Here is a 26,690-nt window from a genome sequence, read left to right as displayed (position 1 = left end):
GTTGATCAGCTATTAATAAAAAACTAAAAAGGAGAATGACATGAAACTTCAGCCACAAATCATCATCAATCTAATAATGATCGTCGCACTGATCGCGATTATTTATATTTTATTCAATCAATCCAAGTCAAACCTACAAAAAAATGATCATGAGACAACCATCCAGTCTGAACCAACACAAAAGTCAGCATCAGAAGTCGCAATAGATAAGGTATCTGCACAGCCTTCCGCTAGTCTTACTTCATCAACTCAACCAATACAAAGCGTTAAAAAGTCATCAAATTCAGTGATTAAAATGCAGCATTGTGGAGCAAATGAATACAGTGTTGATTGTTCTAACACTGCATATCCACTGATTTGGTTTATGTATAGTGCTGACCCTAGACCCAATGTTGATCAGATAATCAGTATTGAATTTATGAAAGCCAATCAATTTAAAGACCTGTGGATCGACGAATTAAAAATTTCGACTCAAGATAACAAATCATGTCAAGTGGTTACGTGGGGAGCGGATGGTGAAAACTTAACTGATGAAGGCTTAAGTATTATTTTAGATCACTGCCCGGTGAAACAAATCAAATCTGTAGACCTTAAAATAGAAGGTCAGGTTTATCGGTTCACTTAACTGTGATTGATCTACTTAGAACGTCAAGCACAAGTAACCTGTAATTTTTACTGAAACCGATCTGTTTTAGACACATCGGTTTTATTTCAATCTGATCGAATAGGACGAACTAAAATCTACTCACTTCAACAGACTTGCTAGCTTGATCGAAAAATAAGAGCTTATCTCGTTTCAGTCGGCGTCACTACATCTGCTGACTGACACACCTCTTGCCACTTGGCTTTGAAATCATCAATGGCTTTTTGACGGGTTAAAGGAATTTGATAAATCGGAACATCCTTTGCATCGTCAATCATACCTTTTAACAATACCTGTTCTTTTGCAGACAAGGCTTCAGGATTAAAGTCCACATCATCCAGCGACAAACCACTTTGACGTAACTGCATTAACATTGCGGAGGTTTCTTCAACCAACTGACATTCATTCGGAACTTCAGCATGTGCAACCGAAACCAAAAATAATAAAATACTGAATCTTTTCATTCTCAATTGTTCTGTTTTTGACTTCATTGAGTTATACGATATTTAGACTGTTTTTTGAAGCAAATAGATACATATCCACTGAATGAATCAGACAATTCCCTATTTCAATTCATACTTTCTTGAATTAGTATCAAGTGAAAAGAACTTCTCGATATATGCAAAGGAGGTGAAATACAAAATAAAAATCATATAGATGTAATATTCTCTTTAGATAATGATGATGCAGTACCTATTAGCGATTCAAACAAGTTTATGACATAAAACTGCTATTCGGGAGCAACAATGAATAACAGCGCCAATTATGTAAGACAAGTCAAAAATGCTAAACGTGGTGGATACACCCCAACTATTGCCAAGGATGTAAATAAACATAAAATTCAGAAAGCTATCCAGTTGATTGAGCAATGGAGAAAACTCGCAAACGAATTGAAACCCCAAATGCAATTTGATATGGCAATCACTCTAGAAGAATGCGCACAAGATTTAGATCATATTTTGAGGAGAAAATAAGTCTATATTTTTAAATCGGATAAAGATTTATTCAAATTCACTAAAAACCATAAGGCTTACATTTCAGTAAGCCTTTTTGCCAGTACACAACCATTTCATCTCTATCGCATCCATCCACTTTAACTCATTTTTGCTAAGTGATTGATCCCACGAGACCATCCTAGAAGATATTTGATACACAACCAACAATTCTAAGGAAAATCAAATCATTCAAGATCAGAAAAATATGGTTTGGATTTAAAAATACTTAAAAAATAATATGTTTTTTTGAAATAATAAATGCTTCACTATTTACTTATCAATTCAACTTTGATAAAAATAATGCATATTATTTCACACTAAAAAATAAATACTATGAAAAACTTCCAGATCGTTTTATTTGCAATTTTACTGCTTGCCAATAGTGTGGTTTTTTCAATGACAATTTTTGGCTAAGTATCTAAAATCAGCACAATTCTAAAATTACATGACAGATTGCTTAAAAAACCAATCTATATTGTACAAACCGTCATTTACTTGTTTAATTCTTTTAACCTCTCTTTCAATATCACAGCTTTCCCAAATATTTTAAAAATCTTTGATTTTAAATAAGAAAACTTTAACTCACTCAAGTGCTTATTTTTTGGCTTGCATTCTTATCATTTTTCTGTAGAATTCTCGCCACGTTGCCGGCATAGCTCAGTTGGTAGAGCAACTGACTTGTAATCAGTAGGTCCACAGTTCGAATCCGTGTGCCGGCACCATTTCTTACTTAGCCTCGCTTTTTTAGTGAGGCTTTGTTGTTTCTGACTGATGCTTTTTGCATCGTCATATTCGGTCTTCTTTTTCCGATTTCTTCAATTAAAAAATCTTATCTTTATACTTTTATCGCACTGATCTGTATATAACGCACGATGCCCTCGTTAAATAGTGTTTCGCAGAGCTTGGCGGTCATCTGTATTTTGAATTGATCCAGCCCTCGCCCCATGTCTTTTCTAGCAGCAATATATTGACTAAACCCAGCAAATACCGCTGTAGAAATATCTTGAATCTCAATCTGGTTAAAATGATGTTGTGCTAGTCCTTGATGAATTTGCTGTTCTGTCTTTAAAGTTTTGAATCGAACATCTGCTGCTTTGAGTAAGCATTGATATTTGAGTTTTTGTTTTGAATTTAAATGGACATCTGACAGCATCAGATAATGAAAGGCTAAACGTCCTTTTGAATTTAAAAGTGGTGCAACTGAAGTCAGAAATGAATTCAAATCACTATGATAGGCTGCATCAATACACATCACCACATCAAAAGCTTGAGAGAAAAGGTTTTTATTTAAATTCAAAAATGATTGGCAATGAACTGCTTTAACACGGGGAAGTTGCTTTTGAATTTGCTTGACGCAGTGTGGTTGTAGCTCTACTGCTTCAAGATGCTGAATCTGATAATGCGTTAACCAATATTTTAAACTCGCACCTTGCCCACAACCCAAATCTAGCACACGATCATGCGATTGAAGTTGCACGGCGTCTGCAAGTCCTTGTGCAAGCTGTTGGCAGGCTTGGGGGTAGGAAGACGTTGTTACTGTCCACAAGCCGAGATTGGTCCAAGCACATTCAGCGGTATCGCCCAACATCTTTGCATTGATTGCATATTTATGTTTGGGAAGTTGTTGCTGAATTGCTTGAATCCATTTCATGTTTAAATGCTCAATCTGAAAGTGATGCTGACACACCACCCATCTGATTTAGCATTAATAACCGAGTTGTGGTGCGACCTCAACATTAGGCTTTAAACCTTTAAATGGCAATGGTGCATTAAATATCTCTGCAATATGCATTGCCGAAGTGACCGCTGACTCAAGGATAGGTAAACCGTCACAAGACCATGAACCACAATAAAAGACTTTGCGATTTGCCACTTTATGGCGCGCTTGCAACTCTTTATTCAATGCAACAGTTTCAGAGTCTACCACAGCTCGCGTTAAGGTCACTGTTGAAATAATTTTCTTAGGATCAATTGTCGTAACTGGACGCCAAGTTTGGAAGACTGGAGACTTACCCACCAGACTCGGTTCAATCGAGTTGAGCCAAACCGTGAACTGTTGCTTGGTAAATTTACGGTCCATCATATAGCTCAACACGGACCAGTCTTTACGGTTTGGAGGCATCACCGTTGGATCGGTGTGCATGACCAATTCACCCTGCTCAAATTTAAACTTTTTCAAAAGTTCAATATCATCAGCAAACTGTTCAACATTTAAAAAACTGTCCAATTTGTTGGTCGGGGTGGCAACCACAACACGATCAAACTGGAATTGCTCGCCTTGGGCATTTTTAACCAAAACAGCTTCGCCCTGTTCTTCAACCAGCGTAATTTCAGAACTGCTATGTATATCAATGCCTTCGATTAATTTATCGACAAAAGCAGGTGTACCGCCATGTAAACGAAGCAATGCATCGCCATCAGTTAATTGCTTTAAAAAGATTAACAACGGCTTTGCTGGCCATTCACCAATCGTTTTAGGGTCACAGGTACAAATTGTATAGAGCACTGGCATTACCGCACCATGCCAAAATACTTCTTCGATTTCATTCTGATTGATAAAATCTGCGAGAGTAATCTCTTGATTTTTAGATTTAAAAAACTGAGAAACTGCTGTTTTAAGTTGCAACATCCCTTTCACCAAACGCCATCCGTACTGCTTAATGCCTTTGCGGTTATTGATAATCGGAAAATTACCAATCCGAGTACGAGAGGTGGTCAACCATGTTTCTGTTTTATCTTCAAATAACCAACTGCACGCCATAAAAGTACGTACAGGAAATGTTTTTATACCCAAATGTGTCGCTAGGCTAAGCGTGTTTTTCCATAAATGTGGATTCATCACACGTAATGGTGCATCAATTAAGCCACCTTCAAACTCAATACTGTGACTATCCATCCCACGACCAGGTAATGCTTCAAAGATGGTAATGTGATGACCTGCATCTTTAAGAATTCTTGCGGTAGCTAGGCCAGCCATACCACTACCAATCACTGCAATATCCAAAGTTATTATCCGTGCGTAACCATTTTTTTTATTATGAGCTATAGCGGATTAAATCACGGTATTAAAAAGTTCCACATTTAACTTTTTTTGTTGGAATTTTTTTAGAAAAAAATGCCCATTTTAAGCTTACCATTCATCGGAATCCTAAATATTGCGAATGTATGCGATCTACATGATTTATATTTCATTTTTATTTTCATATATTGAAAAATTCTGTTAAAAACATAAAGATAATTTAACTATTTATTAAAAAATCGTTTACAAACCGTATTTTCTTATTTAAAATTTACAGCATAAAAATGATAAGCAAATCACATTTATAATAAAAACAAATAATTATGACTATATCGACAATAAAAGAAACTACAGCACAAAAAGGATCTCTATAGTGTGGAATAGAGATCCTTTTTTTTCAGTTTGAAATTTACCTATAGGATGAAAATTTTTGCTGTTGTTCGCATAATAAGCCTTGATCAATTTTTATCATTATGCTCAGAATTTAGGCAAACAACCCAATATGTGCTTTACTTCACATTTTTCATTTATTATGATGCATGCAATACATTAAAACCATCATATAAGAATAGCGATTTCGAATACAAGAAAACTACAGCGTAGAGAGCTTTTGATTGATGAGATCAAAGCTCTTTTTTCTTTTTCAGACCCGAACTTCATACAATTTCGAGTATAAAAAAGCGGATTTTACAATCCGCCTTTGTTTAAGCTTCTGCTGCAATTTCGCCGAATTTACCTTGATTGAAATCGTTAAAAGCTTGCACGATCTCTTCCTTGGTATTCATCACAAATGGACCATAACCCTGAATAGGTTCATTCAACGGTTTACCAGTCAACACCAAAAACTTAGCATCTTGCACCGCTTCAAGTTGAATTGTTACATCGCCATCTTGATCAAACATGACGATCGAACTGTCGAGTACTTTTTGCGTACCGTTGAGTAGCATTTCACCTTCAAGGACAACCACCAACGCATTATGGTCAACAGGAACATGAACAATTTGCGTATGGTCTGCTTTTAATTGACCATCCCATACATTCACAGGGCTAAATGTTGAAGCAGCGCCTTGTTGTTCAGCATATTTTCCAGCAATCACACGCAAATGCCCTGCATCATCATCAAAATGAATTACAGGAATATCTTGTGCAGAAATGGCTTGGTACTTCGGTTGAGTCATTTTATCTGCCGCAGGTAAGTTTACCCAAAGCTGAACCATTTCAAACAGACCGCCTTTTTCGGTAAACTCATGTGAATGGAACTCTTCATGAACCAAACCAGCGCCCGCAGTCATCCATTGCACATCGCCGGTTTTAATCGTTCCACCACCGCCATGTGAATCCTTATGCGTCACTTCACCTTGATATGCAATAGTTACGGTTTCAAAACCACGATGAGGATGCGAACCCACACCATGCTGTTCATGACTTGGTGCAAATGTGTAAGGTGCGGCATAGTCTAAAAGTAAAAACGGGCTGATTGCCTGACCTAGACGATCATAAGAAAACAAGCTTTTTACTGGGAAGCCATCACCCACCCAATGCATATTTTGATTGCGGTATACACCGATAATTCTTTTCATCTCAATACTCCTATCTCTAGGCTTTAATATGATTGTATTTTATGTTTTTTAAAGTGCTGAATACAGCAACCCATCAATACACTGTATCTCAAATATAGGACATTAAAGCCCAATACTCCCCCTTACATGCCCGATAATAATCTTATATATGGGATTATTTATCTCATTTTTTAGACTTATTTGTTCAATATAAACCCCCTAAGATAAAGTCCATACAAAGCAATTTGTTTTGTTTTTAAGCACAATTTAAACTTTTTTAAATTCAGGATATAAAAAATGGGCAAACCTTACGTTCGTTTAAATAAAGAAGATGCAGCCGTATTATTAGTCGATCATCAAACAGGATTGTTGTCTTTAGTACGTGATATTGATCCAGATAAATTTAAGAACAATGTATTGGCACTCGCAGCAGCAGCCAAATATTTTAACCTTCCAACCATTTTAACCACCAGTTTTGAAGATGGTCCAAATGGTCCGCTTGTACCAGAGTTAAAACAACTCTTTCCAGATGCGCCTTATATCGCTCGCCCTGGTCAAATCAATGCTTGGGACAATGAAGACTTTGTGAAAGCTGTAAAAGCAACTGGCAAAAAGCAATTGATTATTGCAGGGGTTGTGACTGAAGTTTGTGTGGCTTTTCCTGCCCTTTCAGCCCTTGAAGAAGACTTTGATGTGTTTGTGATTACCGATGCTTCTGGCACTTTCAATCCACTCACTCGTGATTCAGCTTGGGATCGTATGAGCAGTGCAGGGGCACAGTTAATGACTTGGTTTGGTGCTGCCTGTGAATTACATCGTGACTGGCGCAATGATATCGAAGGTTTAGGTACATTATTTGCCAACCATATACCTGACTACCGTAACCTGATCAACAGTTACAATCAGAATACTTCTCAAAAATAAGACAATCTGCTCTCAAATAGAAATGTAAGCGCTTACATTTCTATTTTGAGTGGATATGATTGAGTGTATTTTCCTATCAGTGATATGATCTAAACAACCCAATTCAGAGATATAGCTGTGCATTCTTTTGACGACTACTATTATTTTTATTTGGTTGTAAAGCATGGCGGATTTAGTGCTGCAAGTGAAGCCAGTAACATTACCAAGTCAAAACTTAGCCGACGTATTTTGGATTTGGAAGCAAAATTCAATGTCACTTTAATTCAACGTTCGACACGGCATTTTAAAGTCACACCTTTAGGGCAAGAATTTTTTGAAGAATGCTCCAAGATTATTGATCAAGCTGATACTGCACAGAATGTATTATTAAAACAAAAAGTTGAATTGCAGGGACTGATTAAAATTAGTTGCCCTCCCGTGATGTTAGAACACCAAGTTCGTCCTATTTTAAATCAGTTTTTAAAAAAATATCCCAAGGTCAATGTTGAATTAGCATTGACCAGTCGACGTATCGATGTTTTGCATGATGATATTGATTTGGCGATTCGTACCAATTTCACCATGAATGAAGACTCTAGTATCATTGTGCGTGACATTATTAAAACCACGCATTGCTTAGTCATTAGTCCTGAACTTTTAGGCGACCGTGAAATTCAGCATGTCACCGAGTTATGTGAATTTCCAAGCATTGTTTTAGGTACAGACAAACAGCATTATCATTGGCATTTACATCATAACGAGCAACAAGAGGAAATCGATATTCCTCTGCAACCGCGTATCAAGAGCAATGACTTGATGGGTGCCTATTATGCAGTTTTGGATGGTTTAGGCATTGCCGATCTGCCTTATTTAACCGTAGAACAAGATATTGTTTCGGGTCGTTTGATTCATATTTTACCTGAATGGTGTTCCAATATCGGGACTGTACAACTGGTTTATGCATCCAGAAAAGGACAACGCTTAGTGATGGAAAAACTCATTGAGGATCTTGTTGAAGGCATCCGTGCTTATGCCCCTCAACAAGAGGGTTATGTTCTCTAAAGCCAATTTAAAAAAACCAGAAGTAGCACTTCTGGTTTTTTTTGAGACTAAAAATGATTGAACAATTAGATTTTACCAATCAGGTCAATTGATGGCGCAAGTGTCGCATCACCTTCTTTCCATTTTGCTGGGCAAACTTCACCTGGGTGAGTATGGACATATTGTGCAGCTTTGACTTTACGCAATAGCTCTTGTGCATCACGACCAATACCGCCGGCATTGATTTCTACGATTTGAATCTTACCTTCAGGATCAATGACAAATGTCCCACGGTCTGCAAGACCTTCAGCTTCAATCAGCACTTCAAAGTTTTTTGCCAATGCCCAAGTTGGATCACCAATCATTGGATATTGAATCTTTTTGATTTCGTCTGAATTGTCATGCCAAGCTTTATGGGTAAAGTGAGTATCTGTAGAGACTGAATAAATTTCGACACCCATTTTCTGGAATTCTGCATAATTATCGGCGAGATCACCTAACTCTGTCGGACAAACAAAGGTAAAATCCGCAGGATAGAAAAATACAACTGACCATTTACCAAAGAAATCTTTTTCAGACACTTCAATAAATTCACCGTTTTTATATGCTGTTGCGTTGAATGCTTTAACTTCAGTATTGATTAAACTCATGTGGTCTTCCTTCAATTCGTTTCAGGGATTGCTTATCTGTGAAGCCACTATACGAAAAATATTTAAATCGGTAAAACTGTAGTTTTTAATAAAATAAATCGGTTTTATGAATTAAAAGGATTTTCATGTTGTTCTTGCAAAGTTGCTTGACCTCGCAAGAATTAATCTGTAGATTTTCTTTTTGCGTGGACTTTAAAAAATGACGTTCTCAGCTATTTTGGAGCAATTCCAAAACCTTCCTTTTGGTACAGATGCCTTTAAACAACTGAAAATAAACTGTGAAGATCAAATTCTTGATTGCGAATCAGACTTTGAGAAAACAGCATTGTTTATCATTTATGGCTTTGCCAAAAACTATGTTTTACTCTATGAAGATCAAGCCATCACTGCTGAGTTTGCAACCAAAGCAAAATCACAATTACTCGATTATATGCATCAATTTAATTCAGCACTGAGCAGTAATAATAGCCAACAGATCATGCAAAGCTATAATCAAGTGAGCAATCACTATATGCACAGCTCACGTATTTTCTAAGCCGCTTTCAAAATACTGCCTTTTAGTTTTAGTGTCATCCCATAATACAACAAGGTTGATCATTCGACCTTGTTTATGACATCCGTAACGCCTCAGAATAGAAAACCCGTGATGATTGAGAACTACAAAATAAGTAAATTACCCAAAGCTTCTATTTCAAAGCCTCGATCATATTAATAACGACTTTTTTCAGCTTTTCTCATTTGAGATGGAGAATACCCAAATTGCTTTTTAAAACGATTGCTAAAATGACTACTTGAGCTGAATCCGTATTGTTCTGAAATGTCCATCATACTCGCTTTGGTTTGTTGTAAAGCTTGATGAGCCAATTCCAGACGACGTTGCATCACATATTGATGTGGTGGGATCTGCATGGATTGCTTAAACATATGTGCAAAATGATATTCGCTCAGTTGAGCTTGTTGAGCCAAATCAGATAGGGTCAAGCTTTGCTGAATATGCTGATCAATCCATTCCAATACGTGTTTGAGTGTATAAGGCGACAAGCCCCCTTTGATCTCTGGCGCCTGCCACTGAGCAGCACTATAATTTTTAATCAGATGATTGAGCAACAGTGTCGTGGCTGTACTCATTTGCAAGTGATTTTCACTGTGCTGCCAAGTCGTATTTAATAAAAAATGACGATAAATCATTGCGATCTGTGGATCAGCAACAAAAATTTGCGGATCTAATATAATTTGACTCGGCTCACGATCCCACACCTGTTCTGCTACACGTTGTAAGTGTTGCTTGGTATAGTAAAGATGCGCAAAAGTGAGCGGATCTCGTAGATCCCAAGTTGACTCAAAATCTTGAGGCATTAAGCACATATGATCTGGTCCACCGCCATTGTGCCAACCCTGTGCTGTCTTTTGATAACTGTGATAACCACCTTGAACATACATACTCAGGGTATGGTGGTTACTGCATACATTTACACGATCTTGGTTATTTTGCCACATGGCTAATTGCATACCAGAACCCAACTCGACCGAATCCAGCAGTTGAGCTTTGTGCTGTTGCAATTGATCGAAAATCTGATATTTCATCTTGTATACGCAGTACCAAATTTGAATATTGAGTGTAAGACTATAAATTTATTTTATCATTGATATAAAAATGTGAGTAGAAAAAAACCACAAGCTTATGATAGGCACCGCAAGCAGGTGCAAGAAATAGGTGGCTTAAATCAATCACAATAGTGCTGATCGTTTAGTTTGGTTGAAAGAATATGAATGCACTCCTATATGTATTGGTCGTGGTGATTTGGGGAACGACTTGGATTGCAATTACTCTGCAACAACAAAGTGGCATATCGGTCAATGTGGCGGTGTTTTGGCGCTTCTTTATTTCAGCAATGTTCTTATTTGCATTGATTATGTTGTGCCGAAAAAAGCAAAAGTTAGCTTTAAACGACCATTTATTTTGTATGCTGCAAGCTTGTTGTATTTTTGGTTTTAACTTTGTTTGCTTTTATTATGCAGTTCAATATATCAGTAGTGGTTTGGAAGCTGTCATTTTTTCGATGGCAGTGATCTTTAACACTCTGAATGCCAAGATTTTCTTTAAACAACAGGTTTCTACATATTTTTATCCTGCGGCTTTGCTCGGTGGTTTAGGTATTATTGCCTTGTTTTGGCATGATGTCGTGGGAAATAGTTTAAATCAATATACGCTGATAGGAATAGGTCTGTGTATATTGGGAACCTACGGCTTTTCTCTGGGGAATATGATCAGTGCACGCCATCAAAAAAAGGGGTTGGATATTTTTACCACCAATGCTTATGGCATGTTGTACGGTTCAATCTTAATGGCACTGATCGCGGTGATCAAGCAGGATGAGTTTTTCCCAAATATGCAATTCAGTGCAGTGAGTGCTTTACTATATTTGGCTATTTTTGGCTCAGTGATTGGCTTTACTGCTTATTTCTATTTAGTTGGGCGGATTGGTGCAGCTAAAGCGGCGTATAGTACCTTGTTATTTCCATTGGTCGCTTTGGTGATTTCGACCTTTTGGGAAGGGTATCAATGGCATATCAATGCTGTGATCGGGGTAATTTTAATTTTATCTGGTAATGCAATTTTCTTTATTAAATTGCCAAATTTTAGACTCCCTCGCATGCTCAACCGAAGCTAAGTGAAAAACGATAGCTTACTCTCTGCATGAAATAAAAATAGCCTCTCTTATTTACAAAATAACAGAGGCTATTTATTGAATTAAGTATTTGAGTTTAAAAAAATTTAAATTAAATCAACTTCAAATAAATAATTAAATATTGTACAAGTTAGAACGGCAGATCATCATCTAAATCTGCTGGAGCAGTTGCCGGCGCTTGTTGCGGTTTAGGCGACTGGAAACCCTGATTAACATTGTTTCCACCATTGCCATAACCACCTTGTGGAGCTGCATTACCATAGCCACCTTGGTTGCCTTGATTATAACCACCACCTTGGTTGTTATTAAAACCACCTTGTTGATTGTTATTGAAACGTGGTTGGTTATAGCCCCCGTTTTCACCTGCTTCACCTTGTTGACGGTTGTTATCCAACATCTGCATTTGCTCACCACGGATTTCCGTTGTGTAGCGTTCTTGACCATTTTGATCTGTCCACTGACGTGTACGTAAAGAACCCTCAATATAAACTTTCGAGCCTTTACGTAAATATTGCTGTGCAATTTCACCTAGGCGGTTATGCAATACAATACGATGCCATTCCGTTTGTTCTTTTCTTTCTCCGGAATTTTTATCTGTCCAAGATTCACTGGTCGCTATTGAAAATTGAGTGAGAGACCCCCCATTTGGGAATGTTTTCGTCTCAGGATCACGACCCAAAGTACCAACTAAAATAACTTTATTTACACCACGCATTAGATGTTATCTTCCTATTCGATTCTATGTTTTACTTTATAAGAGTTATGTTTAAATGGCTACCTCTTTCCCAAACAACTGCGTTAAATGTTGTCGCGCAGCATCATCAATCTGCTGTTTATCAACCTTTATATACGCCACTTGCTGGTCAGACATTACCACGACCTCTTCAATACCACGAATTGACAATAACTGAGAAGTCCAATTATCGGTTTGTTTATCCTCAGGTAATCGCAAAACGATTGATGTCAAATATCGTGGTTGAGCCAGCCCAAAGCTAATGAGCAACCAAAGTATAGCAATAGCTGCTAAAACACTCCAACCCATTGTTGTATTATTGAGCAAAATTAATTGCCCACCGAGTGTACCACCAAAAAAAGCACCTAAAAATTGAGCACTTGCGTTGACACCCATTGCTGTTGCTTTGGACTGAATCGGTGCAGCTTTGGACAACCATGAAGGTAATAAAGCTTCCATCACATTAAAAGCAATAAAGAATAAGCCCAGACCGAGCAATAAAATATATTTGGATTCATAACCAAATATAAGAATAACCAGACCAGCAATAATGCCTGCAATCGCTGTGAGAAAAATACTGCGCATCTTGCGATATTTTTCAGCAAGAATAATGCTTGGAAAAGCAAAAAATAAGCTAATCACCAACAGTGGTAAATACACAATGCCATGTTTGGCTAAAGGAATACCTGCAAAGTTAATCAACTGTGAAGGCACATAAATAAACATAGCAGTGAGCAATAAATGCAATGCGAAGACTGAAACATGCAAACGATTCAGATCACCCATTTTTAACACTTGTTTGAGCTGATTGAGATAGCCTTGTTTAAAGTTCTTATGATGACGAGTAGTTTTTGGCACCAAAAACAACATTGAAATTGCCAACAACCCCATCACGGTCGTGACCCAAAAAAGTCCTGAAATACCGACTAAACTGGTTAGCCAAGGTCCAAGGCTAAACGCAACTACAAAAGATAAGCCGATACTCATACCCATCACAGCCATGGCTTTGGTGCGATTTTCTTCGCGAGTCACATCTGCAAGCAATGCCATGACAACCGCTGATACAGCGCCAGCCCCTGCAATCGCCCGTCCAAGAATCACACCATAAATGCTTTCAGACATGGCTGCAATTGTGCCACCTAAAGCAAATAACAGTAACCCAAATACAATCAACGGTTTTCGACTAAAACGGTCTGCCCATAAACTGAAAGGAATTTGCAGAATTGCCTGACTTAAACCATAGACACCTACTGCTAAACCAATCAAGGCTGGTGTCGCATATTGATAAGACTGCCCCACCACGGAAAACACAGGGATAATCATGAACAGCCCCAACATGCGTAAAGCAAAAATACTACTTAATGCAAAGGTCGAGCGGCGTTCTAAAGGATTCATCATATCTACTGGCTTATCAAAACTGGCGAGCTAATTTTCAAACACATCATCGCATATTGTGGCAACTTTGTGGAAACATTGCGCATAAAAAAGAGCACTTTCAAAGTGCTCTCCCATTGTAATCTCTTTTATTAAAAAAGGATTAATCTTGTTGTTCAATTCGCTTGTTATATTGGATTGATGCGATCACAGCCCAGACAATAAAGGCAACACCGATCAATCCTGTCACCACTTCAGGTACATGGAGTCCAGTACCGCTTGCAATCATAATAAAAGCTAAAGCACCAATCGCATAATGTGCGCCATGCTCAAGGTAGACATAAGCATCAAGTGTACCTTTATCGACAAGATAAATCGTCATTGATCGAACGAACATTGCACCGATGGCCAAGCCCAACATGATGATGACCACATCAGAGGTAATTGCAAAAGCACCAATCACACCATCAAAACTGAAAGAGGCATCAAGGACTTCTAAATAAATAAAACCGCCGATACCTGCTTTGATGACACCTGTTGGAGCACCATTGGCATCGTGACCTACGGCATTGCCCTCTTCATCAACTTCAGGCTCACCACCCAATAAATGACTCAGCACTTGTACACCAATATAAATGACAATGCCCCAAATACCTGCCATGGTCACTACAAGACGTTTTGCCTCTTCAACATTGGCTGCCATCACCAACAAAGCAATGAGTGCGAGGAAAACCGACATCGCAGGCACATTGGCTAAATTTGCTAAACGCTTTTCAACCCACTTAAACCAGTGCGTGTCTTTACCTTCATCCAAGAAGAAGTTTAAGAAAACCAACAATAAGAATGCTCCACCAAAAGCAGCAATTTCTGCATGATGCGCTAATAATTTTGCTGAATATTGGATTGGATCATTTAAAGCCATTTTCACAACTTCAACCATGCCCATATCTGCGGTCACTGCAACGATCACAACAGGGAAAACCAATCGCATACCAAATACGGCAATCAAGATCCCAACTGTTAAAAAGATCATTTTCCAAAAATGATCCCAATTGCGTAATACAGAGGCATTGACCACAGCATTGTCAAAAGACAAAGACACTTCCATCACAGCCAAAATCGCTGTAATCGTCAGTGCTGACAGCATGGCTTGGACACCTGCATTGGGACCATGGGTAAAGCCCCAATATGCAGATATAGCCAAACACACAACCGTAAAAAAAATTGAGAAACCAAAATGTTTCATCATGAGAATACGACCTACGGAGAATAGTTTTTTAATCAGAACACTGAAATAAAAATTGGGTTTTTAATGCGCACATTATGACGACTTTTTTAGGTTTCTCCAAAAGTTCTTTGTCATATTTTTATGCAAACTCAGTTGAATTTTCTGCATTCAAATACCTAAACCAACCTAGAGTTGCTATAGTCTTGCCAGTTCAAAATGACTTTAATTGCTTGAATGATCGCATAGGAAAATAACATGAGTTTTTCTCAACAGCTTTGGCAACGTAATCTTGCCTTATATAACAAAACATTAGCTTTACCATTTAATCAAGAACTTGCTACAGGCACATTAAGCAAAGACGTTTTTTGTCATTATGTGATCCAAGATGCCCATTATTTAGTGGCTTATGGACGTGCATTGGCTATCTGTGGTGCAAAAGCCTTTGATGCTGACGATATTATTCAATTTACACAAGGCGCGAAAGAAGCCATTGTGGTTGAACGCAGTTTGCATGATGGATTTATGCAAAACTTCGGCATTAGCAAAGCTGATTTTGAAAACACACCACTGACGCTTGCTTGCCATCACTATACCTCTTTCTTAACAGCGACAGCGTGGTCAGAAAGCTATCCTGTTGTATTGGCATCATTACTGCCTTGTTTCTGGATTTATGCTGAAGTCGGTAAAGATATTGTCAACAAATCTGTCGCCAATAATCCTTATCAAGCATGGATTGATACTTATTCTGGTGAAGAGTTTAATGAAGCGGTTAAAAATGTTTTGGCAACTATTGACCGTATTGCTGAACATTGTGATGCCGCAACACTTGAGAAAATGCATAAGGCCTATACCAAAGGTGCTGAGTTAGAATGGTTATTTTGGGATGGTGCTTATCATCAAAGACAATGGTTAGGCTTAGATCAGTAATTTATAGATATATGCTTCCCACTCTCCCTTATACATATTAAGTTTGGGGCAGTGGGCGTTGAAAATGTAATAAAAAAGAGTGCCAAAGCACTCTTTAAAACGAAGGGATTAATTTAAAATTCTACTTTAAATTAATCTGATAAATTGCTGTACTACCGCTCACCTCGTTACCCACAATCAACATTGGTTTAGCATTCGGTGAATCTTTCGCAGAAACAAACGTCAGTCCTTCAGGTCCTAGATCACTCTTTTCAATTAAAATAGATTCACCTTTGGAATTGACATAAGTTTGATCTTGTTTAAAAGTGCGGTTGTTAAAATACTGCACAAAAACAGGTTTTTGAGGATTACTAATATCATAAACCATAATCCCACTTTGACGCTCTAAGCCAATAAAGGCAAAGGTTTTCTTACCAATCGTCCCTAAAGCCAAACCTTCGGGTTCAGGTCCTTTATTATCACTACGGTCATCAAAAGCAGCCGCTTCATGATCACTGTTAAAGTAATTTGGAAATAACTCAGCAACTTTACGTTCAAACTCACTGCCTGAGTCCCAAACCAATTTACCTTGTGTGTCCCAGATACTAAATGAGCGTGCGCCATAGCTATACAGTTTGTTATAGGTCAATAATCCGTTGGCATCTAGTTTTGGAGAACCATCGGTATTGGTTTCATACCCCATATTCCATGCAATATTTAAACGCCCCAATTGGTCGTCCTCACGGCATAAACCTGGACCAGTTGCTGTTGCTCCACAATATGCAAAGACTGTGGCATCCAATTTGGCTCCTTTTACCCCAGCAACAAGATGAGTCAAATGCGCAGGATAATCCCCTTTATTATTAAAACCTTTGACATTGAATAAATGCTTCATTCGAATTGCTTCAGCAAAACCTTTACTTTGGTCTCCAGCATAATATGCAGTTGTGTCATTTAACCATTCACGTGAGTCACCTTCATTTGCGGTCACTAAGTAACTGGTACCATTGGCTTGATAGTGGGCAATTGAATCAGGTTGATACATTCCCATCAAACCTGGCCAAGCTTGAATATTAATTTTTTTATCTTTATCACTGACATCTAAAGCATTATTTGCCAGACCATGATCTTTATAGCCCAATGGTAAAATATCAGTCACTTTTTTTGCGACAATATCAATTTTTGCAATGGCATTATTTTCTTGTAAGCTTGCCCAAGCAGTTTTTCCATCTTGGCTAACTGCAATGTATTCAGGTTCTAAGTCTTGAGCGACTGTCGCTTTTGGACCAAAAATTCGTACACCTGATTTAATCAACTCTGCTTTTTTATCATTAAATGCTTTGAAGTCTGCAACAGTTGCGGTTGGCTGACGAATATTCGTGATATCAATAATGCTGATTGAGCCTTCAGGATCAATACTATAATCATCATTAGGCTCAGCCTCATTGGCAACCAAAACTGTTTTACCATCTGGGGTAAAAGTCAGCATATCTGGTAAAGCACCCACTTCAACTTTACTGATGAGTTTTAAATCCTTAGCATCAAAAAACGCCACCAACCCTTTGTCAGTTTTTTGCTTGGCTTGAACAGCAAGCGCAACAATACCATTTTTGATCGCCACAGAATTTACTTCTGACTCTGCCAAGGCTTCACGAGCAGAGAGCTCGCCAATATGAACTGGTGCATCTGGCTTAGACACATCAAGTACATCGACCAAACCTTTTTTGGCGTTAACTACAAATACTCGTTTGGTGCTTGCATCATAAGCAGGAATTTCTGCTGCGCTTTCAGCAAAAACACCTGTCTCATAACGACCTAATAGACTTAGGCTAATACTTTCAGGTGTTGCTTCCTCAACCACTGGTGGTGTTGATTGATCATTGTCATCATTACATGCCACCAGTCCCACAGAAAGCATTGCTAAACACAATGCAGAAATCTTTAAGTTCATGCGCCAATCCGTTGTAGTTTAAATTTTCACCACTATAAGGATTAGGGGTGTAAATTTCATGACCAACACATTACACTTTTATTGCAGTTTCTTGACCTTTGACACAGTATCTTTGGCAAAAGCATTCTAAATGCGGGGAAGCTTACTCAGTGATCACATTTTAACTTTGCACAGAAATCAGTGCATTCAGATCAACTGTACAATGCCTCATTTTTTGACTCATGTACCAAAGCTCATTTATCTCGCTGGTTCAACAACGATTTCATACAGATTTAAGCTGAGCATTGTTTTAAACTATTCACAAAATTGACTTATTTCAGTTCTATGACTGCAACGCCATCGCACAGCAAATTACAGCCTAAATTTTATTTATTGGTTTTTTTAGTTTCGATCGGCTTTTTCATGCAAGGCTTGGATACCACGATTATCAATACTGCCTTGCCTGCAATGGCGGAAAGTTTGCAAGAAAATCCATTAAAAATGCATGGTATTGTCATCAGCTATGTATTGGCTGTTGCCGCCTGTATTCCTTTGAGTGGCTGGTTGGCTGATCGCTTTGGAGTACGGAATACTTTTTTTATCGCAATTGTGATTTTTACCAGTGCCTCTTTGGGTTGTGCGCTATCCAACAATTTCAATTTGCTGATCGCATTCCGAGTCATTCAAGGCATAGGTGGTGCACTACTGGTTCCAGTAGGTCGTTTAGCTATGTTAAAAATTATTCCTCGTGAACAATTTCTTTCAGCAATGAGTCTGATGAGTTTGGCAGGGCTACTCGGACCATTGATGGGTCCTGTTTTAGGAGGGTGGCTGGTTGAATATGCCTCGTGGCATTGGATTTTTTTGATCAATTTACCGATCGGAATTTTAGGGACATTTGTCACCTTTAAAGCCATGCCCAATGTCAAAGAGGCTTCAGTGAAATCTTTCGATTTCAGCGGTTTTGTTCTTTTAGCCATCGCAATGGTGGGTATGGCACTCGGTATTGAAAATATTGCCAGTAAAGAGATCTCTCGAAACTTCAGTATTGGCTTACTTTTAATTGGCATCATTTCAGCATGTATTTACGCTTATCATGCACATACACATCAGAATGCATTATTTCGTAGCCGTTTATTTAAAAATAAAATTTATACCATCGGTGTATTGGGAAATTTCTTTGCCCGTTTTGGTGGCAATGCGGTGCCTTTTATTTTACCACTCATGTTACAAGTGGCTTTTAAAATGGAACCCTTGATGACAGGGATTATGATGACACCAATTGTATTGGGCTCATTATTTTCCAAACCCATCATCCGCCCTATTTTACAACGCACAGGCTATCGTCCATTTTTATTGGTCAACACCTTATTGATTGGTGCATGTATTGCCAGCTTTGCCTTACATACTGTCGATACGCCACTTTGGCTGCGCACACTACACTTCTTTGTTTTTGGTGTACTCAATTCATTGCAGTTTGTGACCATGAATACGTTGACGCTGAAAGATTTAACTCAACAAGACGCCAGTAGTGGTAACAGTTTCTTGTCGATGATTATGATGCTTTCAATGAGTATTGGTATTGCCTTAGCAGGCACATTGTTGAATACTTTTACTGTATATTTTACAGAGACACATATTACTCAAGCTTTTCACTATACGCTGATCTGCTTAGGTGCAATCAATATCATCACTGCTTTAATTTTCTTTCAGATCCCAAAAGATACCCGAGATTAAACTGTTCAAAATAAAACTGAATAAAGAATAAGGACACATCATATGATCATTCCAAGATATTGGGCAGAAGCAAAAATAACAACACAATACGAAAAACGCCAAGTCACCATCAAACGATTTGGTTGGTCAGATTTGAGTATGCATGATGCACTAATACATGCAGAAACACGTGTTAAAGAGGCACTTGAGCAACTTAGATCAGGACAGAACATTCGCAAACTTGACCATAAAATTCCTTATAATGGCAGTGAAGGTTTGCCCATTCGTGAAGAAATTATTCAACAACACGATGATGTGGTGATCACACGTAATTCTTATGGTGCACTCTGTCTCAATACGCCCGATGTTTTATTTGCAGACATTGATTTTAATTATGCGCCGAATAGTCGACTGTATTTTTTAAGTTTTATATTGCTCTTTTTCATCAGTATCGTCTGTACTGTATTACTTAAAACATGGTGGGTGTTGCTATTCGGCGTGTTTTTTTCCATTGTACTCAGCAAACAAACTGCCGAAATATTGTTGAGTATTCAAAATAAATGGAAGGGTTCACCGGAACAACAAGCCTTAAAATCCATTCGTCAATTTTCTATGCAACATCCAACTTGGCATTTACGTGTCTATCAAACCCCAAAAGGCTATCGGGTCTTGGTCATGCATCAGCTCTTTGAACCTCGAAGTGAAGAAACTCAACAGTTTTTTATTGCACTACAAGCCGATCCAAACTATGTGCGTATGTGTAAGAACCAAAACTGTTTCCGAGCAAGGATTAGTCCGAAACCGTGGAGAATTGGTATAGATGCCTTACGTTTAGGGGTTTGGCCAGTTCAAGAAAACCGTATGCTTGACCGAGACAGATGGATTACTGAATATCAAGCACGTGCCAAAAAATATGCATCATGTAAATTTATTGAACAATTGGGTAGTCAAATGACGCACCCTAAAGCGAAACGCGTACAATCAACACATGATCAATACTGCAACGCGACGATTAATCTAGAAATTGCATAACATTGGCAACAGGATGATTTTTGTGAAACACCAACCTAAATATCGTTCTATCTTCACCAGTATCGGATGTATCAGTTTATTGGGTATCGCCAGTTACTTGGCTGTGTTTTATCCACAAAATGCTGGTGCTCAAGATTATGTTATTCGTGGTTTCGATGTATCACATCATCAAGGTGAGATCGATTGGAAAAAAATCTCTCCTCAGCAGTATCAATTTGTTTATCTCAAAGCCACTGAAGGCGGAGATTATCAAGATGATAAATTTCAGGATTACTGGTTAGAAGCACGTGAACGTGGTATGCGTGTAGGTGCATATCACTTTTTCCGTTTGTGTCGAGACGGCGCAATTCAAGCACAAAACTTTATCAAAACAGTACCCAACAAAAGTAATGCCTTGCCCCCTGTCATCGACTTGGAATATGACAGTGCCTGTATCAACACTTACACCAAAGAACAATTACTGAAACAAATCAAAATTATACATGATCAGTTGCATCAACATTATGCTAAACAACCCATTTTTTACACGTCCAAAGTATTTTATAACATGGTTCTTACAGGCGAATTTAAGGACACACCGATTTGGATTCGTGAGTATAAAGATAAGCCTGATTTAAAAGATGGTCGTGAATGGACTTTTTGGCAAAATACCAATCAGGGAACAATTCAAGGCATTGCTAAAAATGTTGATTTAAATGTTTTTTATGGAGATGCTGAACAGTGGAAACAGTTTTTACAACAGAATAAGTTAAATTAGCCAACCCTCATCTCGACACAGACTGTCGCAGATTCGCTACCAAACACCAAATTCATCACTTACAACAAACCAGATCGGTTAGAATAAACACACAGCGCTGCAACACTGTGTCATTCATGAGAAAAATCATCCATATCGACATGGATGCATTCTATGCATCTGTGGAACTACTTGAACGTCCTGAATTGAGGCATTTACCTGTGGTGATTTCTTCACATCACCCTCGGGCGGTGATTGCTGCGGCATCTTACCCTGCCCGTGAGTTCGGCTTACGCTCTGCCATGTCGATGTCACAAGCGAAAAAACGTTGCCCACAAGTCTATGTGATTGAACCTAATTTTGAAAAATACCGTGATGTTTCTCGTCAAATTCATGAAATTTTTCAAAAATATACATCACTCATTGAACCTTTGTCTTTAGATGAAGCTTATCTTGATGTGACTGAAAACTTATTCAATATTCCCAGTGCCACGGAAGTCGCTGAACGAATTCGTGCTGATATTTTCCAACAAACGGGTCTTACTGCATCTGCAGGCGTTGCACCAAATAAATTTCTTGCCAAAGTGGCTTCAGATTGGAACAAGCCCAATGGGATTTGCATCATTAAACCCAGCCAAGTGCAAAACTTTATTCAAGATTTAGCCCTGAAAAAAATTCCTGGCGTGGGTAAAGTTACTCAAGAAAAACTCAAAAGTTTAAATTTAGAAACATTGGGCGACTTGCAAAAAATTGAAGAAAACATCTTAATTCACCATTTCGGTAAATATGGCAAACAGTTGTTTTTATATGCTCAAGGCATAGATGATCGACCTGTACAAGCAGAACGACAACGGCAGCAAATTTCAAAAGAAACCACATTTGATGACGATTTTAATCTCGAACAATGTGCAATCTATTGGGATAATTTAATCTCACGGGTTTGGCTCAGTTTAGAAAAGAAACAGATGCAAGCACGAGGTGTGACCGTCAAACTGAAATTAAAGAATTTTCAGGTACTACAACACAGTAAGAGCTTTAAGACTGCACTTAAATCACCACAAGAAATGACTCAAGTGGTTCAAATCTTATTGAATGAAATGCAGATTCCTGAGCATTTTCAATTCCGTTTAATTGGCGTGGGGCTATATCAACTCACAGATCGACAAGACGAGTCACAATTGTCATTATGGTAAAGTACATTCATGTTCGGAAAGAAAATCTTCAACCCATTCTGTCACTTGATCTGCAAAAACATGAGCTAAATCATGCTCACCTTGTGGAATGACATGTAATATTGAATTTTTGATTTTGTCCTGTAAATATTCACCGACTTTAACTGGACTGATTGGATCTGAATCACCCCAGATTAATAGAACAGGACAAGAAATCTGGGTTAATACATCATCCAAATAAGATCGATGATCCATAAACCAACTTGGAACAGCAAAAGTTTGACGATAGTCTTCTCGCCAATCCGCCACATGAAATGGAGCTAAATTGATTCCTCCTGAAGTTGCAACCAATACCAGTCCCTTAACCCATTCTGGTTTTTGTAATGCTGCTTGGACAGCAAAGATGCCTCCCATAGACTGCGCAATCAATATCGATGGTTGTTCAATCTGATCAAGAACATAAGTCTGTAGATCTTCAAAACTATGAATTTGAGGATGATCTGGGCATCCCCCAAAGCTTGGATAGGCAATCACGGTTTTTGCATAATTCATCGACAAGCTTTGCATCACGGGTTGCCAAAATTCAGTACTTCCAGATGCACCCGGTAAAAAGATCAAATTCATTTAGACTTCACTTTGAGCTCTCAAATAATTAATCGCCGCTTTTTGCTTTAGCACGTTGATAAGCAGGTCGCTGCTGAATGCGTTCCGCATAAGCTGCAATTTGAGGCATCTTATTTTGAGTACGTTGCTGCATTGCTATCACAGGGAAGCTCATCTGAATATCAGCAAAAGAGAATTCTCCTGCCGCATAATCATGCTGGCTAAAATAGTCTTCCAAAAATGCAGAATGCTCTTTTAAACGTGGATTGATAAAACCACCACGTACCCCTTCGGAGATTTTTTTTGCTATCGGTCGAATCAAAAATGGTACATGTTTCGGCATATTGGTCATCACCAAAGTCATCACCAAATAAGGCATTAAAGAACCTTCTGCATAATGCATCCAATAGTTATATTGCATCAGATCTTGAGACTTCTGAGGCTTAAACTGATTTTGGGTATCATAGGTCGTTTGAAGATAGTCCAAAATCACCGCAGATTCGGCAATTGTTAAATCACCATCCGTCAACACAGGTGATTTTCCAAGTGGATGCACAGCTTTTAACTCTGGCGGTGCAGCAAAGGTAGGCAAACGCTTATAGTGCTTAATTTCATATTCAAGCCCCAACTCCTCCAAAGCCCAAATAATCCGTAATGAGCGTGATTGATCCAGATGATGTAATGTAATCATTTTTATTGCCTCAATTATTGTGTTCTGACTATAGATTGATCTTGGCTTTTCAACAATTGAATTGCTATATTTTTAACACTTTTTTAAGTGTGCTCTGGAATGACTGTGTTTATAATCTGTCTGAATATCAGCCATACTGAAAAATAAAAATGAAGCATTTACTCGGTTTAACTCTATTATTGGCATGCGCCAATGCATATTCCTATCAGCCCAAACTTATTTTGCTTGGAGCTATTGAGCCTCAAGGTCAAGCCTTTATTGACAGTAAGGCAAATAAAGTGATTCGTGATTCATTTAAACAAGCGGTGATCTACGAAAAATATACTGCGCCAATCAAACGAAACACTGATCTGCCTTATCAATCTGTGATTAAACAACTTATTGTCGACTGTAAAGGGAAAACTATTGCCCTTCGAGGTGCTAATTACTTTGCAGGACAAACCTCAAACAGCAAACTCGTAAAAAAATTTGATGACATTACCTTGAGTCATGACGGCGAAACTGGTGCTGCGTTTTATTCTTTTGATGATTTAGATTTTAAGCCCTTAAACCAAGCTCAGTTTTATACACAAATTTATAACATCAGTTGTAAATAAGTCATCAGCAATATTGACCATATAAAAAAAGACACTTTGTTGCTCAACAAAATGTCTTTTCCAAATCAAATTATTTTTTCAATATCACTCAAATAATCGAGGTATTGATTTCTACACTACGTAACAAGGTTTTGGTGACAGGTGTTTTTTGGCAAATGTCTAATACCTTTTGGTGCAACTCTTCTGATAAAGCATTGGCAAATGATAAACGGCGTTCAATCCATTCTTTACCTTCTTTGTTGGCATTAAAATCTGCTTCAACTGTAAACTCGCCCAAATCAAAACCTTTATGTTGCGCATACATCCGTAACGTAATCATCGTACAGGAAATCAAACCAGAACAAACAAAATCATAAGGTGCTAAACCTTTGTCTTGCCCACCAAAAGATTCAGGTTTATCAGTAATCAGTTGGTGCTTACCACTGAGGACTTCGCCAGACCATGGTTCTGGATAAGTTTTTACTTTTGCATTTGCAATAATTGCCATTTTATTTTCCTATAATATTGAAATTTTTATTTAACCTTCGTTTAGATGGAACTTTGTAAGCTCAGTATTTGCGCTAAGGGATGAGCCTTTAACGCAAATTGTTTAATTTAAGCTCGTGTCTCAAGATCAGCAATCAATCATGGCGCCGATTACTTCGATGGTCGCATCTTATCTGGAAATGCTGGGGCTTCTAAACGTGGACCATCATAATCAGGAATTGTTCCAAAACGGGCATCTTGATTGATCCATTGCTCTGTCGCTGTTTTCAGTTCCTCTTGAGTACGCCCCACAAGGTTCCACCACAATAAAATAGGCGACTCAAAGGGTTCTCCACCAATCAACAACAAACGAGAACCTTTCGGAAGTTCCACTTCAATCTGGGAGATTCCTGGTTCCAGCACCACCATATTGTCACTATTTAAATCATGACCATTGACGATTGCATCACCCTCTAAAGCCATAAATCCATACTCAAATTTAGGATTGAGCGGAATACGAGTTTTAGTCTGTTCTTTGGCAAAAAAATCAATGCCTAATAATTCTGTATGAACTTGGACTGGAGACACGGTATCCATAAATTCACCAACTAATACAGTGAATTCAATATTGTCCTTTTCGACCACAGGCAATACAGGATAATGGTCAAATTGAGGTGCCATATTGATTTTATCATCAGGCAAGGCGATCCACAGTTGTGCCGCATGCATTCGGGTTTCGGTATCAGGTGCAACTTCTGTATGAGAAATTCCGTAACCTGCCGTCATCAAATTAACTTGCTTTGGGCGAATCAATTGTTTTGAGCCAATGCTGTCTGTATGCATCATTGTGCCTTCAATCATCCACGTAAAAGTCTGTAGCCCGATATGTGGATGTGGTCCAACATCCAATCCATCTCCTTGAGGAAATGTCACTGGTCCTGCGTGATCTAAAAAGCACCATGCTCCTATCATACGTTTCTGACGACTTGGTAATGCACGTTTAATGACGGTGCCTCTGCCTATTTCTGCTGAGCGAATTGGAAAATCTTGAATAAATTGATTCACGTATTTTTCACAATCGTCAGAATTAGAAATCTCGGTATAGTTGGTATTGGTCATTTTGTTATCCTAAAGTTGTTCATCAGCTCAGGATGTTCTTTCAACATCTGCCATTTCAATATATCTAGCCTAGCGGTTTTATATCCATCAACCTATAGCTATCTTAATACGCTGAATACTATGAATAGGACAATAATAGTGTGGTTTTTGTTATGAGGATGGTGATGCTCAACTGATGATGTTGTATTTTCTGATATTGGCTTGCGCTTAAAATGCTCTACACCTAATCTCCATCCAACACCATCCATTTTCAGAACCTTTTGTTTAAGGTGCTGGCGGCGGTGTGAGATTTACAAATAGTCCAGTAAAACGGCGGACGATCGGTAAAAATATCAATACCATTGGAAAGGCAATCATCCATGAAAATAGCCAGACATCGAACCATTTTGTAAAAAATGCATCAAACCATCCCACATTTTTCCATAAATTAATCATAGAAATAGTGGCACTCATTAATCCTGAAAGGAAAAATGGCATCAACCAAGTGGCATATTTTGCGGGTAATTTGGGAATTTTACCCACGATCATTGTAGATTTTGCTTGCATTATACCAACACTCTAAATGTATCTGTTTTAATCATCATGCCTCTTTCTTTACATTTTGCTTTAAATTTTTCATAAATTGTTTTACTGCGGGTTCAAAGTCTTTAAATAAAATATGATCACGATGTGTAATCATCACTTCTAAAAACAATTTGAGTCCGACTGCAAATGCCTTTGTTGTCTCATCATCAAAAAACTCAGCTTTTTTTAAACGTTCAACAATTTCAAAAATATCGTCGTGGTTTCCCACATTAAATTCGATATTTTCACTGTAGTTTGATGGTTGACCTTTGGCATCTGCAAGATGCTGTACACTCACGTGGTATTGATGTTGTTTCATACTATT

28 protein-coding genes and 1 tRNA gene are annotated in these 26,690 nt (G+C 38.2%); 13 read left to right on the top strand and 16 right to left on the bottom strand.

What is annotated here, in order from left to right; translation table 11 throughout:
• The first annotated feature begins 40 nt into the window (after window positions 1–40).
• Complete coding sequence (locus F938_RS21830; RefSeq protein WP_005035234.1) at window positions 41–625, top strand: hypothetical protein; 585 nt, start codon at window positions 41–43, stop codon at window positions 623–625.
• A gap of 161 nt (window positions 626–786) precedes the next feature.
• Here the strand turns inward: F938_RS21830 and F938_RS21825 are convergent, their stop codons facing one another.
• Window positions 787–1,134: a hypothetical protein gene (locus tag F938_RS21825; protein ID WP_005035231.1), complete on the bottom strand. Its 348-nt coding sequence runs from the start codon at window positions 1,132–1,134 to the stop codon at window positions 787–789.
• 255 nt (window positions 1,135–1,389) lie between these two features.
• On the opposite strand from F938_RS21825, the gene F938_RS21820 reads away from it, so the two are divergent.
• Window positions 1,390–1,617, top strand: a complete 228-nt coding sequence (locus F938_RS21820; protein WP_004826172.1) for a hypothetical protein — start codon at window positions 1,390–1,392, stop codon at window positions 1,615–1,617.
• Window positions 1,618–2,284: 667 nt separating this feature from the next.
• Window positions 2,285–2,360, top strand: a tRNA-Thr gene (locus F938_RS21815).
• Between the two features lie 113 nt (window positions 2,361–2,473).
• Here F938_RS21815 and F938_RS21810 read toward each other — a convergent pair.
• The 3 genes from F938_RS21810 to F938_RS21800 all read right to left on the bottom strand — a co-directional run bounded on the left by F938_RS21810 (window position 2,474) and on the right by F938_RS21800 (window position 6,237).
• Window positions 2,474–3,289 (bottom strand): SAM-dependent methyltransferase, encoded by an 816-nt coding sequence (locus F938_RS21810; RefSeq protein WP_005035228.1) that lies wholly within the window; start codon window positions 3,287–3,289, stop codon window positions 2,474–2,476.
• 54 nt (window positions 3,290–3,343) lie between these two features.
• Window positions 3,344–4,642 carry an FAD-dependent oxidoreductase gene (locus F938_RS21805; RefSeq protein ID WP_010590904.1) on the bottom strand — a complete coding sequence of 433 codons (1,299 nt, stop codon included), beginning with the start codon at window positions 4,640–4,642 and terminating at the stop codon, window positions 3,344–3,346.
• 719 nt (window positions 4,643–5,361) lie between these two features.
• Window positions 5,362–6,237: a pirin family protein gene (locus tag F938_RS21800; protein WP_005035224.1), complete on the bottom strand. Its 876-nt coding sequence runs from the start codon at window positions 6,235–6,237 to the stop codon at window positions 5,362–5,364.
• A gap of 276 nt (window positions 6,238–6,513) precedes the next feature.
• Between F938_RS21800 and ycaC the strand changes: the two genes are divergently transcribed.
• Together ycaC and F938_RS21790 are read left to right on the top strand one after the other, a co-directional pair.
• Complete coding sequence (gene ycaC, locus F938_RS21795) at window positions 6,514–7,140, top strand: isochorismate family cysteine hydrolase YcaC (protein WP_005035223.1); 627 nt, start codon at window positions 6,514–6,516, stop codon at window positions 7,138–7,140.
• A 117-nt stretch (window positions 7,141–7,257) separates the two neighbouring features.
• Window positions 7,258–8,181 carry a LysR substrate-binding domain-containing protein gene (locus F938_RS21790; protein WP_005035221.1) on the top strand — a complete coding sequence of 308 codons (924 nt, stop codon included), beginning with the start codon at window positions 7,258–7,260 and terminating at the stop codon, window positions 8,179–8,181.
• A 65-nt stretch (window positions 8,182–8,246) separates the two neighbouring features.
• On the opposite strand, the gene ahpC is transcribed toward F938_RS21790, so the two are convergent.
• Window positions 8,247–8,810, bottom strand: coding sequence for an alkyl hydroperoxide reductase subunit C (gene ahpC / locus F938_RS21785; RefSeq protein WP_005035218.1), 564 nt, complete (start codon window positions 8,808–8,810; stop codon window positions 8,247–8,249).
• A gap of 199 nt (window positions 8,811–9,009) precedes the next feature.
• On the opposite strand from ahpC, the gene F938_RS21780 reads away from it, so the two are divergent.
• Window positions 9,010–9,345, top strand: coding sequence for a hypothetical protein (locus F938_RS21780; RefSeq protein WP_004826157.1), 336 nt, complete (start codon window positions 9,010–9,012; stop codon window positions 9,343–9,345).
• Window positions 9,346–9,518: 173 nt separating this feature from the next.
• Here F938_RS21780 and F938_RS21775 read toward each other — a convergent pair whose 3' ends face one another.
• Window positions 9,519–10,394: an AraC family transcriptional regulator gene (locus tag F938_RS21775; RefSeq protein ID WP_005035215.1), complete on the bottom strand. Its 876-nt coding sequence runs from the start codon at window positions 10,392–10,394 to the stop codon at window positions 9,519–9,521.
• Between the two features lie 182 nt (window positions 10,395–10,576).
• Between F938_RS21775 and F938_RS21770 the strand changes: the two genes are divergently transcribed.
• Complete coding sequence (locus F938_RS21770) at window positions 10,577–11,482, top strand: DMT family transporter (RefSeq protein WP_005035213.1); 906 nt, start codon at window positions 10,577–10,579, stop codon at window positions 11,480–11,482.
• 148 nt (window positions 11,483–11,630) lie between these two features.
• On the opposite strand, the gene ssb is transcribed toward F938_RS21770, so the two are convergent.
• The 3 genes from ssb to F938_RS21755 form a co-directional block, all read right to left on the bottom strand.
• A complete protein-coding gene (gene ssb / locus F938_RS21765) occupies window positions 11,631–12,215 on the bottom strand; it encodes a single-stranded DNA-binding protein (protein ID WP_004826134.1) in 585 nt (194 codons plus the stop codon).
• Window positions 12,216–12,266: 51 nt separating this feature from the next.
• Complete coding sequence (locus tag F938_RS21760; RefSeq protein ID WP_010590905.1) at window positions 12,267–13,631, bottom strand: MFS transporter; 1,365 nt, start codon at window positions 13,629–13,631, stop codon at window positions 12,267–12,269.
• A gap of 139 nt (window positions 13,632–13,770) precedes the next feature.
• Window positions 13,771–14,853, bottom strand: a complete 1,083-nt coding sequence (locus tag F938_RS21755) for a DUF475 domain-containing protein (protein ID WP_010590906.1) — start codon at window positions 14,851–14,853, stop codon at window positions 13,771–13,773.
• A gap of 237 nt (window positions 14,854–15,090) precedes the next feature.
• Between F938_RS21755 and tenA the strand changes: the two genes are divergently transcribed.
• Window positions 15,091–15,762, top strand: a complete 672-nt coding sequence (gene tenA, locus F938_RS21750) for a thiaminase II (RefSeq protein WP_005035207.1) — start codon at window positions 15,091–15,093, stop codon at window positions 15,760–15,762.
• Between the two features lie 121 nt (window positions 15,763–15,883).
• On the opposite strand, the gene F938_RS21745 is transcribed toward tenA, so the two are convergent.
• Window positions 15,884–17,692 carry a choice-of-anchor I family protein gene (locus F938_RS21745; RefSeq protein WP_005035205.1) on the bottom strand — a complete coding sequence of 603 codons (1,809 nt, stop codon included), beginning with the start codon at window positions 17,690–17,692 and terminating at the stop codon, window positions 15,884–15,886.
• Window positions 17,693–18,016: 324 nt separating this feature from the next.
• On the opposite strand from F938_RS21745, the gene mdtD reads away from it, so the two are divergent.
• The 4 genes from mdtD to dinB all read left to right on the top strand — a co-directional run bounded on the left by mdtD (window position 18,017) and on the right by dinB (window position 22,348).
• Complete coding sequence (mdtD, locus tag F938_RS21740; protein WP_005035203.1) at window positions 18,017–19,408, top strand: multidrug transporter subunit MdtD; 1,392 nt, start codon at window positions 18,017–18,019, stop codon at window positions 19,406–19,408.
• A 42-nt stretch (window positions 19,409–19,450) separates the two neighbouring features.
• Entirely contained in the window at window positions 19,451–20,419 is a 969-nt protein-coding gene (locus tag F938_RS21735) for a hypothetical protein (protein WP_005035201.1), read from the top strand.
• Window positions 20,420–20,432: 13 nt separating this feature from the next.
• The gene (locus F938_RS21730; RefSeq protein WP_009585484.1) at window positions 20,433–21,176 is read left to right on the top strand and encodes a glycoside hydrolase family 25 protein; all 744 of its coding nucleotides are present in this window, start codon (window positions 20,433–20,435) and stop codon (window positions 21,174–21,176) included.
• A 116-nt stretch (window positions 21,177–21,292) separates the two neighbouring features.
• Window positions 21,293–22,348: a DNA polymerase IV gene (gene dinB / locus F938_RS21725; protein ID WP_010590907.1), complete on the top strand. Its 1,056-nt coding sequence runs from the start codon at window positions 21,293–21,295 to the stop codon at window positions 22,346–22,348.
• Here the strand turns inward: dinB and F938_RS21720 are convergent.
• Both F938_RS21720 and F938_RS21715 read right to left on the bottom strand, forming a co-directional pair.
• On the bottom strand, window positions 22,340–22,951 hold the full coding sequence (locus tag F938_RS21720) for an alpha/beta fold hydrolase (RefSeq protein ID WP_005035197.1): 612 nt from the start codon (window positions 22,949–22,951) through the stop codon (window positions 22,340–22,342). The two genes, dinB and F938_RS21720, sit on opposite strands and share 9 nt — an antisense overlap.
• Window positions 22,952–22,979: 28 nt before the next feature.
• Complete coding sequence (locus tag F938_RS21715) at window positions 22,980–23,621, bottom strand: glutathione S-transferase family protein (RefSeq protein WP_005035195.1); 642 nt, start codon at window positions 23,619–23,621, stop codon at window positions 22,980–22,982.
• 149 nt (window positions 23,622–23,770) lie between these two features.
• Here F938_RS21715 and F938_RS21710 point away from each other — a divergent pair, with 149 nt between their 5' ends.
• Window positions 23,771–24,217 (top strand): surface-adhesin E family protein, encoded by a 447-nt coding sequence (locus F938_RS21710; protein ID WP_005035193.1) that lies wholly within the window; start codon window positions 23,771–23,773, stop codon window positions 24,215–24,217.
• Window positions 24,218–24,305: 88 nt separating this feature from the next.
• On the opposite strand, the gene F938_RS21705 is transcribed toward F938_RS21710, so the two are convergent.
• The 4 genes from F938_RS21705 to F938_RS21690 all read right to left on the bottom strand — a co-directional run bounded on the left by F938_RS21705 (window position 24,306) and on the right by F938_RS21690 (window position 26,684).
• Window positions 24,306–24,704: an OsmC family protein gene (locus F938_RS21705; protein WP_005035190.1), complete on the bottom strand. Its 399-nt coding sequence runs from the start codon at window positions 24,702–24,704 to the stop codon at window positions 24,306–24,308.
• Window positions 24,705–24,853: 149 nt separating this feature from the next.
• Window positions 24,854–25,801, bottom strand: coding sequence for a pirin family protein (locus tag F938_RS21700; RefSeq protein ID WP_004826117.1), 948 nt, complete (start codon window positions 25,799–25,801; stop codon window positions 24,854–24,856).
• Between the two features lie 264 nt (window positions 25,802–26,065).
• Window positions 26,066–26,347, bottom strand: coding sequence for a DUF2798 domain-containing protein (locus F938_RS21695; RefSeq protein ID WP_005035187.1), 282 nt, complete (start codon window positions 26,345–26,347; stop codon window positions 26,066–26,068).
• Window positions 26,348–26,381: 34 nt separating this feature from the next.
• Window positions 26,382–26,684, bottom strand: a complete 303-nt coding sequence (locus F938_RS21690) for a DUF3861 domain-containing protein (protein ID WP_004826114.1) — start codon at window positions 26,682–26,684, stop codon at window positions 26,382–26,384.
• Window positions 26,685–26,690 lie beyond the last annotated feature (6 nt).

It is taken from the genome of Acinetobacter bereziniae LMG 1003 = CIP 70.12 (genome assembly GCF_000368925.1).
Taxonomy (GTDB): domain Bacteria; phylum Pseudomonadota; class Gammaproteobacteria; order Pseudomonadales; family Moraxellaceae; genus Acinetobacter; species Acinetobacter bereziniae.
Note: the sequence above shows the minus strand (reverse complement) of the source record. Positions and strands in the feature narration are given on the sequence as shown.